Origin of the sequence: Sutcliffiella halmapala, from assembly GCF_050107295.1 — a bacterium.
GTDB lineage: Bacteria > Bacillota > Bacilli > Bacillales > Bacillaceae_I > Sutcliffiella_A > Sutcliffiella_A halmapala_A.
In genome coordinates this window covers 226359-238428 of record NZ_JBNIKR010000001.1, presented here as the reverse complement: position 1 = coordinate 238428, position 12070 = coordinate 226359, and the positions used below count along the sequence as shown (strand labels likewise).

At 48.2% G+C, this 12070-nt stretch carries 10 protein-coding genes; 1 reads left to right on the top strand and 9 read right to left on the bottom strand.

What is annotated here, in order from left to right:
• Positions 1 to 55: 55 nt before the first annotated feature.
• From ACQCT5_RS01225 to ACQCT5_RS01185, 9 genes are all read right to left on the bottom strand, one after another.
• On the bottom strand, positions 56 to 838 hold the full coding sequence (locus ACQCT5_RS01225) for an SDR family oxidoreductase (RefSeq protein WP_499638121.1): 783 nt from the start codon (positions 836 to 838) through the stop codon (positions 56 to 58).
• Positions 839 to 931: 93 nt separating this feature from the next.
• The gene (locus ACQCT5_RS01220) at positions 932 to 1906 is read right to left on the bottom strand and encodes an exonuclease domain-containing protein (protein ID WP_499638118.1); all 975 of its coding nucleotides are present in this window, start codon (positions 1904 to 1906) and stop codon (positions 932 to 934) included.
• An 88-nt stretch (positions 1907 to 1994) separates the two neighbouring features.
• Positions 1995 to 3059 (bottom strand): D-xylose ABC transporter substrate-binding protein, encoded by a 1065-nt coding sequence (gene xylF, locus ACQCT5_RS01215; RefSeq protein ID WP_499638115.1) that lies wholly within the window; start codon positions 3057 to 3059, stop codon positions 1995 to 1997.
• A 23-nt stretch (positions 3060 to 3082) separates the two neighbouring features.
• Positions 3083 to 4624: a response regulator gene (locus ACQCT5_RS01210; RefSeq protein WP_499638112.1), complete on the bottom strand. Its 1542-nt coding sequence runs from the start codon at positions 4622 to 4624 to the stop codon at positions 3083 to 3085.
• A gap of 13 nt (positions 4625 to 4637) precedes the next feature.
• Entirely contained in the window at positions 4638 to 6065 is a 1428-nt protein-coding gene (locus ACQCT5_RS01205) for a sensor histidine kinase (RefSeq protein ID WP_499638108.1), read from the bottom strand.
• Positions 6062 to 7039: a substrate-binding domain-containing protein gene (locus ACQCT5_RS01200; RefSeq protein WP_499638105.1), complete on the bottom strand. Its 978-nt coding sequence runs from the start codon at positions 7037 to 7039 to the stop codon at positions 6062 to 6064. Before ACQCT5_RS01200 ends, ACQCT5_RS01205 begins: the two co-directional genes overlap by 4 nt.
• Before the next feature lie 177 nt (positions 7040 to 7216).
• The gene (locus tag ACQCT5_RS01195) at positions 7217 to 8389 is read right to left on the bottom strand and encodes a sugar ABC transporter permease (RefSeq protein ID WP_499638102.1); all 1173 of its coding nucleotides are present in this window, start codon (positions 8387 to 8389) and stop codon (positions 7217 to 7219) included.
• 12 nt (positions 8390 to 8401) lie between these two features.
• Positions 8402 to 9922, bottom strand: a complete 1521-nt coding sequence (locus tag ACQCT5_RS01190) for an ATP-binding cassette domain-containing protein (protein ID WP_499638099.1) — start codon at positions 9920 to 9922, stop codon at positions 8402 to 8404.
• Between the two features lie 104 nt (positions 9923 to 10026).
• A complete protein-coding gene (locus ACQCT5_RS01185) occupies positions 10027 to 11136 on the bottom strand; it encodes a sugar ABC transporter substrate-binding protein (RefSeq protein ID WP_499638096.1) in 1110 nt (369 codons plus the stop codon).
• 237 nt (positions 11137 to 11373) lie between these two features.
• Here ACQCT5_RS01185 and ACQCT5_RS01180 point away from each other — a divergent pair, with 237 nt between their 5' ends.
• Complete coding sequence (locus ACQCT5_RS01180) at positions 11374 to 11967, top strand: COG3650 family protein (protein WP_499638092.1); 594 nt, start codon at positions 11374 to 11376, stop codon at positions 11965 to 11967.
• Positions 11968 to 12070: the final 103 nt, after the last annotated feature.

The window sequence follows — 12070 nt, the reverse complement described above, 5'->3', positions numbered from 1 at the left end:
CGCTGCATTAAAGCATTAACGCAACGGGGGTCAGGCCCCTCCTTTATTTATTCAATCACATCTCCATCCCCCACCGCTCCTGCTCGGTTTCCTTGAGCTGCTTTTCGGTTTCTTCCGGGTGGACGGTGCGGAATTTGTGGTGATCGGCCGGGATGATTTCCACCATTACATCGATCATGTCTTGTGGATCGAATTCTTTTAGCTTTGCTTCCTGTTCTTTCATGTCTTCTTTTCTAGTAAAATGCTTCTCTTCATCGAACCATTTCCATTTTTCTTCTGCTGCCCGTTTATTAAAGCCGGTTGCGTATGGACCTGGGTTGATGGTTGCCACCTTTACCCCGAACTCCGCAAGCTCCGATTTCATCGTTTGGGCTATCCCTTCAAGCGCATGCTTGGTTGCCGTATAGGGACCAACATATGGGGTCGCTGAAATGCCTGCCATGGAGCTCATGAAGACGATCTTCCCGCTCCCTTTTTTCACCAGCTTACGCGCCGCATACTGAACCGACTCAAGCGTGGCAAATACATTCACCTCAAATAACGCGCGGAATCGCTCCATCGGCACTTCCCCGAGCGGTCCGCCTTCATTAATTGCAGCATTGGCCACAAATACATCAAAATCGTACTTATTGATCTGCTCCAGGTCGAGCTGGTTCGTGATATCGAGCTTGAATACCACCATATCCAAACCCTGTTCTTCCGCTTCCCTCAAAAGATCAGTCTTCTGTGATGTAAGTTCGGTCGTCGCAATCACACGATGACCATTCCTAGCCAGACCAAGTGCAGCTCCCCTGCCAAGTCCGGTACCCGCTCCTGTGATGAATATCGTTTTGCTCATTTTGAATTCCTCCTCACAAAATTCGCTATCGTACTTTGTTCCCATTAGGAGGCTGTATCAAACGTGAATATGGGGACAGGTCCCTCGTCCCACTTAGTGGGACACGGAACCAGTCCCCATCAGTTTCAAGAATTCTTCCTCTTTCAAAATCTTGATTTTGCTTTCTTTTTTCATCAGTTCGTGGGCTTTTCTTTCTTTCGTGCTGAGGCCGTCGGGGCCAACGATGGTCGGGTCCTGCTTGCCTACAATGAGGTAGTCCGTTTTGCCGCTGACTCCGCTTTTGATGACGGCGCCTTTATCCACCACCAATTGCATCGCCTCCGCACGGTCTATAGTGGTCAGCTCACCCGTGAAGACGAGGTTCTTTTCAAAAAGCGGATGCTTGTCATCGAACGCAGTGCCAGAAGGTGTGATATCACTGACCGAGACCGAGTTGAATGTCTTACGCATATTCGTCTTTCTCGTTCTTGTTTTCGTGTAAAAGCTGGTCTGCGGCTTCAACTCTACGAAACTCTTAACCGGAATCGATGAGTAAGTGCTGCAGTAGGTCCGGAGCGAGTTCCGCTTTTTCAGGTCGATGCATCGGAGGACTACTTCCGCACAGGCTCGTGAATCGGACAGGGCATTATGATGATGGTCAAGCGTCACACCAAAGTGCTCGGCTCTTGCCTTCAGCGAGCCCCCCACCTTGAAACCGTTCAAGCCGCGTGTACTGATTGGAATGCTGCAAGCATAGTCGAATTCAGGGATCTCCAAGGAGTAGTGGAGCAGGGAGCTTTTCAACACGCTCATGTCAAAATAAGCGTTATGTGCAACCACCAAAATGTCCGTATTAAAGAAGTCGCTGATTTCCGCCCAGACTTCATCAAACGCCGGCGCATCCTTCAAATCCTCTTCCGTCAATCCGTGGACCTTGGTGAAGGACTTGTCCACTTTCAGCCCAGGTGGCTGAATCAAAAAGTACTTCTCATCCACAACCCTGTTCTGATCGACAAACACTATGCCCAATGAACAGGCGCTGCTCAGATCATTGTTCGCTATCTCAAAATCCAATGCAATAAAGTCCATTGCCGTCGCCTCCTTTTTCCCACTATCATAACACGGGGACAGGTCCCTCGTCCCGCCTTAAGCGGGACATGGGACCTGTCCCCATGTCTCATCGATATACGTCTTCGCGCGAGTGAAACCCGTCGCGAATCACGGTTTCGTCCATGTTCTCTTTGTCCACCGCTATTGGTGCGAGTAGTACGGATGGGACTTCGGTTTTGCCGTTGTTGACTTTTCGGTCGGTGTCGATGTATTCTCCTTTGGCCATTCGCACAGCCAGCTCGGCCACCTCTTGTGCCAAGGTTTTAATTGGCTTGTAAACGGTCATCGTCTGTGTTCCTTGGACAATTCGTTGCGCCGCCATCAACTCTGCATCCTGTCCGGCGACCGGAATTTTGCCTGCGAGGCCCTGTTTTTCGAGTGCTTCAATTACCTTCCCGGCTGTTGCGTCATTCGCGGCAATGACCGCATCAATTTCATTATTATTGGCGGCAAGCGCCGCTTCCATGTTGGCAAAGGCATTGTCCGGCAGCCAGTTTTTCGTCCACTGGTCGTACACCACCGTGATGTCCCCCTTGTTGATCAAGGGCTGAAGCACATTAAATACGCCCTTTTTGAACAAATGGGCATTGTTGTCCGTGTCGGCCCCTCCGATATAGACGTATTTGCCATTCGGGACGAGCTTCGTGATTGCCTCTGCCTGTAGCTCGCCGACCTTTTCATTGTCAAAAGAAACATACAGGTCGATATCCGAGTTTTTCACCAAGCGATCATAGGAGATGACCCTGATACCGGCAAGGTGTGCCTTATTGACGATGGCTGCTGTCGCCTCCGCATTGTGCGGTACAACAACAAGCAGGTCGACGCCTTCACTGATCAGCTTTTCCGCCTGGAGGATCTGCTCCGAGTCGTCCCCGTTAGCCGCCTTAATCTCCACTTCGGCACCCAAGGCCTCAACCGCCGCCTTGAACATATCCCTATCCCGCAGCCAGCGCTCCTCCTCGAGTGTATCCATGGAGAATCCGATTTTGATTTTGTCATCATCGGGCGTTTCCTTTTCGGGAAGCTTAGTGGGCAGCACCGGCTCCATTGTTTCTGTAACATTTATACAACCAGAGGCAGCACAGACCAGCGCCAGTGCCATGATGAAAAATAATACACGCCTCCATCCCATCCGTCTCCCCCCTTTTACCTTAATCAAACTTTATGTCCAAGCAACGTTTTCCTATATTCCTTCGGGGACACATGGCACATCTTCTTGAACACCTTTGAAAAATAGTTCGGATCATGATAGCCGACCTCAAAGGTGATTTCCTTGATGCTTCTCTCGGGATCGCCCATCAACCTTTTCGCTTTTTCGATACGGCATTCCGTCAGAAAATCAATATAGTTGACTCCCTGTTTTCCCTTGAACATTTTACTGATATAGATCGGACTCAATCCCACTTTTTTCGCCAGGGCATCAAGGGTAATGTCCTCATGGGAGTGTTCCATAATAAACTGCTTAAGCTGGTGGATCGTGTCCGCTTCCATCCGGTCGTAATGCCCGATATAGGCCTGCTTCATACGATCAAGCAATTGCCCAGTTTCTGCCTTTAGCTGACGGTAATCCAATAGGTTAAAGGAATACATCGGCGTGGCGATCTCCACACCTATTTCACTCAGCACGCGTGAGGCCACCCATAGCACCTCCTGCACCCGCTGCTGCGTATGCAAAAGCTCGGCCCGCTCCTTCTCGAAGCATTGAATCGTGTTCATCACATACTGACGGATTTCGTCCCACTTGCCTTGCCTGACCTCATCGGCAAAATCTTTTTTCTGGTGCTTGTTCAGCTCTCCTTCACAGACTTCCCCCATGACCGGAACATCCGAAAAAAAGCGATACTTCACAGGCAGTCCTGTATTGACTGTTGCCATGAGCGCATCATGATAGGACTCACGAATCCGATTCAGGGAATCACACACGCTTCCGATCCCGACAAACAAGCCTTGAACGGGTTGGGTGCTTCCAAAAGCAAGGATCTCGCGTGCAAGAGCAGTTGCCTGGGAACGATAGGATTTCTCTGAATCACGGAATACGATAATCGGAAGCTGCGAACCATATAAGGCACCAATCCAGCCGCTCCTGGTTGCCCTCACCTTTTCCTTCACAGAGGGATACAGATGCTCCGAACCTGCTGGCAGTATCAACAGCATCACAAACATTTCGCCAGTTGAAGGCGTGTCGAGCATCTCCACCAGCATATCCAGATGCACTTCATGCACATGGTCGAACAGAAGCTGTGTCACAACATCCGTTTCCACAAGCGACAAGGTTTTCTGCAACGCTTCCTGTTGCACCCTGCTTTCGGCAAGCTTCTTCTGCTCCTCTTCGATCTGGCCGATCACTTTTCCGACCGTCACCACGATCTCGCTGGCTTTGCTCGGTTTGAGCACATAATCCTTTACACCGAGCTTGATTGCCTGCTTCATATAGTCAAAAGTATCGAACGCGGTAACCATGATGAATTTCACTGCTGGATAGTCGGCACTGATCTGCTCCACCGCTTCAAGTCCGTTCATTCCTGGCATTTTTATATCCATCAGTATCAAATCCGGCCCGAAATCGGCCGTCATCTCGACTGCCATCCTGCCGTTTTTTGCCTGCTTGATCACTATTCCGGGAAACCCTTTTTCCAGAATGGCCTGCATGCCTTCGCGTTCTATTTGTTCATCATCCACGATCAGGAGCTTAATCATCTGCCTCGACTCCTTATTGTTTTTTTATTTTCAAAATAACCTTCGTACCCCGGCCTTCTACGCTTTCGATATCGATGACATCCTCGTAGCCGTAGAAAAGGCGGAGGCGCTTGACGACGTTGCTGAAGCCGATTCCTGTTGAGTGGCCTTCTGATAGGACCGGGGTTTCGTTGATAATCTGGAGTCTCTTATCCTCCGACATTCCCATTCCGTCGTCCTCGATTTCAATGCGAACGTGATCCATTTCATCCATCACCCTAAACCAGATGACGCCACCATCCTCTTTCGGCTCGACTGCATGAATGACGGCATTTTCGATGATTGGCTGAAGCGTCAGAGCAGGAATTTTCATCCCAAGACACGATGGGTCCACTTCCATATGCAGATGGAGCCTGTCCGTGAATCTGGCTTTTTGGATATCCATGTACTGCTTTAAGACGACCACTTCCTCATGAAGCGTCACCGAGCGGTCCAGCCTCTTCAGGTTGTAGCGCAGGATGCCCGCCACACTCACCAAGAGATCGCTCGTTTCCTCCGAGCCCTCGAGGTACGCTTTTTTTGATAATGTATTTAGTGTGTTAAAAAGGAAGTGCGGGTTGATCTGGCTTTGAAGACTGCGAAATTGGCTTTCCTGGAGGAGCAGCTTGCTCTCCTGCAGTTCGCGCTCGAGCTGCGCCTTATGCTTGATCTCCGAAATCAGATTGTTGATGTTGATCCGCATCCGGTCGAAGGTTTTTGCCAAAAAGGCGATTTCATCATTCGTATCGACCTGGACCGGCTGGCCGAAATTCCCCTTGGACAGCTCATTGGCCGCTTTCGTCAGCTTGTATACCGGCCTCGTAATGCTCAACGAAAACCAGTACGTCACAAGCAGAAGTACACAGGCAATCAGAAGCAGCACCCAAATTCCAAGCTTCATGACTTCACCCGACTGGTCAATGATCCCCCGGTAAAAGCGGTTATATGTCTTCAGCTCCGTATCAAGGAGTGCGAGCGACATTTCCGACATATACGTGGAGATCCGCGTCGCTTCGGTGAATTCATTGGCTGAGGCTTCACTGTCATTTTCCGAGTGGAAAAGAAGCAGGCGGTCGGTCGTTTCTATAAAGCTATCAATCAGGTTGATATAATTGGTTAGAGTAAAATTGTTCTCGGTGTTCCGCAGCTTGGAAACTTCTTTTTTCGCCTGCTGGATCTTCTCCTTACTCTGATCGAGCCGTTCGCGGTTCCCTTTGGAGGGCTGTATCATATAGTTGTTGAGATCGGTGATGACCTGCTGGCTCGCGGTCGTCACCTCATTCATGCTTAAATACCGCTGCAAAATCTCATTGTACTGCTGCTGGGTTTTATGGTTGTAGTATGTAAGCGCTAACCAAATTACCGACATGATGACCAGTACAACCGAGGTGAGCGTCAATATTTTCTTTTGGATACTGGTCATTGCACATCCGCCGCTTTCAGGATTGTAATCTCCGTTAAATACCCGTTTTTATCTAGTGGCATGGTCACGTCATTCAGCCATTCCATCATCAGCTGCACACTGACCTGTCCCATCCTTTCCGGCGACTGCTCGATCAATCCGTCAAGCTTCCCCTGCCTCAGCAAGGTCAATGACTCCGGCCCATCATCAAAGGAGTAGATGTGGTACGGCTCAACCTGAGAGCGCTTACCAATTTCCTTGATCATGGCCCCCGCCACATTTGCATTGACCGCAATGAAGGCTTTTGCATCCGGTTCCTTGTTCAGCACGTCCCTGGTGGAAGCGGTGATGTGCTCCCTCGTATCTTCGGTTGCTGCATGAACCATCTCGATGCTCGGGTAAAACTGTAGCACTTCCTCGATTCCTTTCAAACGCTCCTGCTGGTAAAATTCGGGCTTGCTGTCGTACATGAGCACAACACTGCCTTCCTCTCCCATATCGGCTAAAAGCTCGCGGGCTATCATTTTCCCGGCCAGATATTGATCCGAACCGACATACGTTCTGCGAAGGCTCTCATTCATCGGCACATCATTCGCCACTGTAATGATGGGAATTCCATAAAAGGAGGCCTTGATTTTCGTGAGGTCCTTGAACTCCTCATTGTCGAGTCCTTGTATGATAATGCCATCCACTTTTGACTGAATGGCTATTTCGATGCTTTTCAAAAATTCTTCCTTGTTCTTGCCGTAGCTTCCCCAGACCTCCAGGCTCGCCCCTTCCATTTGGGCCTGCCTCATCGCACCGCTCGCAACCTCATCCCAGAATGGTGTCTCCCTATCCTGTGTGATCAGAACGAGACGAGACTGCTCCTCGCTCTCGGTTACCTTCGGAGGCATTTTCCAATCCGAGCGAAAAACTTTATTGGCGGAGACGAGGGTAAAATTACATAGGATTGCAATCAAAATGCATAGCACAATAATACTAGTTTTCCGCAAGAGATCTGTCTCCTTCCCTCCATGATGCTAATTTCATCATATCATCTATTCAAAATTGCACAATACTTGCTGATAGAACCAATGATTGGCAGATTAAAAGTTTTTGTAGGATATTTTGCAAGAGGAGAACGAAGGAGATAAAAAAGCAGAGGGACCAGTTACAAGCCCCTCAAACTATTAACGTTTTTTACGAGTCATCACATCAAAGATTACCGCTCCAGCAAGCACTCCACCACGGATCATATACTGATAGGAAATGCCGACTCCAAGCAGGTTCATCCCGCTCGATAAGGACGCCATTACGATCGCACCGATGATGGCGCCTGTCACTTTTCCGACTCCCCCTGCAGAGGATACGCCCCCAACATAGGCCGCCGCGATGGCATCAAGCTCGAATAGCGTTCCTGCAGTAGTTGTTGCCGATTGCAGACGAGCTGTGAAAAGAATACCTGATAGGGCAGCAAGCATCCCCATCGAACCAAACACGATATACGTGATCTTTTTCACGTTGATCCCGCTAAGGTGAGCCGCTTCCGGGTTGCTTCCAACCGCATAGATGTGGCGGCCAAGCACCGTTTTCGTAGTAAGGAAATGATAGATGATAACCACTAGTAGCATAATGATTACTGTCCACGAGAATCCGTTATAGCCTGCCAAGATCCACGTAATATAACCAATGATTCCGGAAACGAATACCAATTTTAATGCAAAAATCGGTTTGGACACGACTTCGAAGTTGTACTTGATTTTGTTTTTTCGATTGGAAAATTCACTATAGATGTATAGTAGAATTCCGACAACCCCAACGAGCAAGGATAGCAAATGCAGACCGCTCACCTGCACGAGGGAAGGAATGAAGCCGTTCCCGATCGCATTGAATTTGTCGTCCTGGATGATGATGGTTCCTGTCTTTTCCGTCACCTGCAGAAGCGCGCCACGGAAAATGAGCATCCCCGCAAGCGTGGCAACGAAGGAAGGAATTCCAATCTTCGCAACCAGCACCCCGTTGAACAGCCCGATTGCCACCCCTAACACTAGAATGATAGGAATCGTCACATATACAGGTACACCGGTCTGTGTCAAAAGGATAGCGGCAATCGCACCGAGGAACCCAGCTGCATAGCCGACAGACAAATCAATATGGCGGATGACGATGACGAGGGTCATCCCGACCGCCAGCACTGCAATATAGCCCGCAGAATCCAGCAGGTTACTGATATTCCGGGAACTCATGAAGAGTCCGTCCGTCATGATGGAAAAAGTAAGAATAATAACGAATAGCGCGATGTACATTCCATAGTCGCGAATATTTTCATGAATCAACGTTCTTGCTTCCTGTATCACATTCATTCTATTAACCTCCTAAAGCGTTGCGAGCTGCATGATTCTTTCTTGATCAGCATCCGCAATCGCAAGCTCCCCTTTTATTTCCCCCTGCGCCATGACATACACTCTGTCACTCATACCAAGCACTTCCCCAAGCTCTGACGAAATCATGATGATGCTAAGGCCTGCATCGATCAGCTTGTTCATTACGGTATAGATTTCGAACTTCGCCCCAACGTCGATACCCCGAGTCGGCTCATCGAGGATCAGCAGCTTCGGACCGACAAACAGCCATTTGCCGATGGATACCTTCTGCTGGTTCCCCCCGCTCAGATTTCCAACAAGCTGCTCAAGCGAGGACGCTTTTATATGAAGAGAATCCTTATAGCCATCGGCCACCTTGATCTCCTCGTTGTCATTGATGACACCACTTGAAGCGATGCCCTTGAGATTGGCAGCAGTAATGTTGCTCTTAATATCCTGTAAAAGAAACAGCCCATCGCCCTTCCGATCCTCTGTTACATAGGCGATTCCCGCTTTGATGGCGTCACTCGTATGCTTCAGCAATGTGGAGTTGCCATCCCAGACCAGATCTCCCTGCAATTTATAGCCTTTGGCATTGCCGAAAATACTCAAGGCAAGCTCTGTTCTTCCCGATCCCATCAAGCCTGCGATGCCGACAATCTCGCCTTTTTTCACATGCATATTCACGTCTTTCACCACTTGTCTCCCAAGCTGCGGATCATAGGCGGACCAGTTGTGCAGTTCGAGAATTTTCTCACCAATCACCTGGTCGGGTCGTTTCGGATAGATATCCGCAATCTCGCGTCCCACCATGTTTTTGATGATAACACTTTCTGTGATCTTCCCTTGTGCCCCGTCAAGCGTACAAATGGTCTTCCCATCACGGATGACCGTCGCCTTGTCCGCAATCGAGATGACCTCCTTCAGCTTGTGGGAGATCATGATGCAGGTGATTCCCTGCCTTTTCAAATCTCTTAAAAGGTCAAGCAGGTTTTCGCTGTCGTCCTCATTTAGCGCAGCTGTCGGCTCATCAAGTATCAATAGTTTGACGTCCTTGCTGAGTGCCTTTGCAATCTCGACCAGCTGACGCTTCCCGACACTCAAGTCTTTCACGAGCGTATCCGGCGTGATGTTCAGCTTCACTTTTCCGAGGAGCTTTTTCGCTTCGACAATCGTCTTGTTCCAGTCGATAAAGCCGCCATGCTTCACTTCATTTCCGGCAAAAATATTTTCATACACCGTCAGGTCCGGAAACAGTGCCAGCTCCTGATAGATGATGGCGATGCCTGTCTTCACACTGTCACTGATTTTGTTAAATTGCTGTACATCGCCTTCAAACACGATATCGCCCTCATAGGTTCCATACGGATATACGCCGCTCAGCACCTTCATCAGCGTGGACTTGCCCGCACCGTTCTCCCCTATCAAGCAATGAATTTCACCTTTTTTCACCTTGAAATTCACATCGCTAAGCGCCTTCACTCCCGTAAATTCCTTCGAGATCTGATTCATCTCCAAAATAAATTCACTCATGCTTATCCCCCCTTAACAAAAGCCCATTTTCTTGTGAAAAGAGCCTAACAAAAGCACTGACAATGACGGGATAGCGGTTCAGAACCACTATCCCGCAACCTATCTTATAGTCCAGTAAACTCACTAGCTTCGTAGTACTCGGAATCGATCAGTTCCATCTTCACATTCTCCTGATCCACCACGATAACATCCGTCTGCTTCGCTTTTACTTCTTTATTTCCGTTATCATAAGCACCAGTTGTTTCCGGAGTTTTTCCATCCAGGATCTCAACTGCGATACCCATTGCATCCTTCACCAACGTACGAACATCCTTGAATACTGTCATGGATTGCTTGCCATCGATTACGTATTGAATGGAAGCTTTTTCCGCATCCTGACCTGTTACAAGGAAGCTTGAGATGTCACCATCAGTTCCGAATACGTCCGCAATGGAACGAGCTGTTCCGTCGTTCGGAGCCAATACTGCCACATCACCTTTAAGATCTGCACCAGCAGCAGTCAAGTGAGTCTGCGCTTTGTTTTTCGCTTCGTTTGGATCCCAGTTCGTTGTAACCTGACCTAAGATTTTACCCATTTCATCGCGAGTAAGCTCCGCTTTATCCTTCAGCTTTTCCGCTTCACTGGAGTTGGCAATCTTAAATGTGCCATCTGCAATTTTCGGTTGAAGCACGCTCCACGCACCCTCAAAGAATAGGAATGCGTTGTTATCAGAAGATGCACCAGCATACAAGTACAATGGAACATTCTTGCCTTCTGAGTTATCAATCAAGTATTGCCCTTGTGCCGCACCAACTGCCACACTATCAAACGTTACATAATAATCCACTGCATCTGTGTTCGTGATCAGGCGATCGTAAGAGATGACCGTTACGCCTTCCTTTTTCGCCGCTTCCACAGCAGAAGCTGCCGCAGCACCATCATGAGGCGTGATGATCAAAACCTCAATACCTTTGTTCAGCAATGTTTCCACATTTTCTTTTTCCTTAGCGGAAGAACCTTGGCTGAAAAGAATTTCCGTTGTATATTTGGAATCGGACAAAGCATCCTTGAAACGCTGCTCATCCTGAACCCATCTAGGCTCGTCCTTCGTCGGCAAGACGATACCAACACTCACCTTACTGCTACCCCCACTGCTGTCGCTGCATGCTGCCATCAAAGCCGTGACCAGCATCACAACCAATAAAACCGAAATAGACTTCCACGTTCTCTTCATCGTTAAATCCCCCTTTAACTTGTCATCCATATGATTACAACTTAATTATATGGCTTGATTGACGGGGTTGTAAGCGCTATCACTAGCACTCTTTTGGTATGTTCTGTACTTTTTTAATGTGGGGGGGACAGGTCCCGTGTCCCCCCTTAGTGGGACGCGGAACCTGCCCCCTTAATGAAAAAAACAATGATTGGGTAGCATATTCATGGAAGAATACAAATTAAATGGGGGGTCAATATGAAGAGAAATTACTGCTTTATACTACTCTCATTCTTGGTGGTAAGCTTGTGTATCTTGGTGAAAGGTACTGCTGTATATTCCGCCAAACCTGAAGATAGACAAGTCGATTTAAACGGCGTCACCTTTATAGAGTCCGAAACAGAACGGGATATAGAATTAGAAAAAGCATTTAGTAAAGTTCTCGACATTAAACCTGGAGAAAATAAAGTCCGGTATTATTACAATCGAATTGACCTTAATAACGATAAGGTACCCGAAACATTTGTCTATTTGACAGGGCCATACGTATGTGGGACTGGAGGATGTAGTGCACTAATCTTTCAACACATCGATGGAAAATATAATCTTGTATCACAATTCACTTTAGTAAGAACACCAATCATTATTCGAGATAAGATGACAAGAGGATGGAATAATATCATTATGTATGTTTCAGGTGGAGGTATGGAGGGGCGTTACAAGGAGTTAATATTTAATGGAGAAACGTATCCATCAAATCCGTCTATTCAACCAGATGTGGAAGATGGAAAGATCAAAGGTATTGGGATCATTAGTAATGATTTGTCTAAAAATAGTGGGATTACGTTTTGAGGGGACAGGTCCGTCGTCCCACATGGCGGGACGCAGAACCTGTTCCCATGGCACCCACTCCATCACAAAGCATATAATATCTCATCCACTTACATCTAGGAGG

Excerpts from the sequence above, each read along its gene's own strand:
- ACQCT5_RS01220 (WP_499638118.1), bottom strand. The coding sequence starts at position 1,906 with ATGGACTTTATTGCATTGGATTTTGAGATAGCGAACAATGATCTGAGC.
- ACQCT5_RS01185 (WP_499638096.1), bottom strand. The coding sequence starts at position 11,136 with ATGAAGAGAACGTGGAAGTCTATTTCGGTTTTATTGGTTGTGATGCTG.
- ACQCT5_RS01205 (WP_499638108.1), bottom strand. The coding sequence starts at position 6,065 with ATGACCAGTATCCAAAAGAAAATATTGACGCTCACCTCGGTTGTACTG.
- ACQCT5_RS01210 (WP_499638112.1), bottom strand. The coding sequence starts at position 4,624 with ATGATTAAGCTCCTGATCGTGGATGATGAACAAATAGAACGCGAAGGC.
- ACQCT5_RS01190 (WP_499638099.1), bottom strand. The coding sequence starts at position 9,922 with ATGAGTGAATTTATTTTGGAGATGAATCAGATCTCGAAGGAATTTACG.
- xylF (WP_499638115.1), bottom strand. The coding sequence starts at position 3,059 with ATGGGATGGAGGCGTGTATTATTTTTCATCATGGCACTGGCGCTGGTC.
- ACQCT5_RS01225 (WP_499638121.1), bottom strand. The coding sequence starts at position 838 with ATGAGCAAAACGATATTCATCACAGGAGCGGGTACCGGACTTGGCAGG.
- ACQCT5_RS01180 (WP_499638092.1), top strand. The coding sequence starts at position 11,374 with ATGAAGAGAAATTACTGCTTTATACTACTCTCATTCTTGGTGGTAAGC.
- ACQCT5_RS01195 (WP_499638102.1), bottom strand. The coding sequence starts at position 8,389 with ATGAATGTGATACAGGAAGCAAGAACGTTGATTCATGAAAATATTCGC.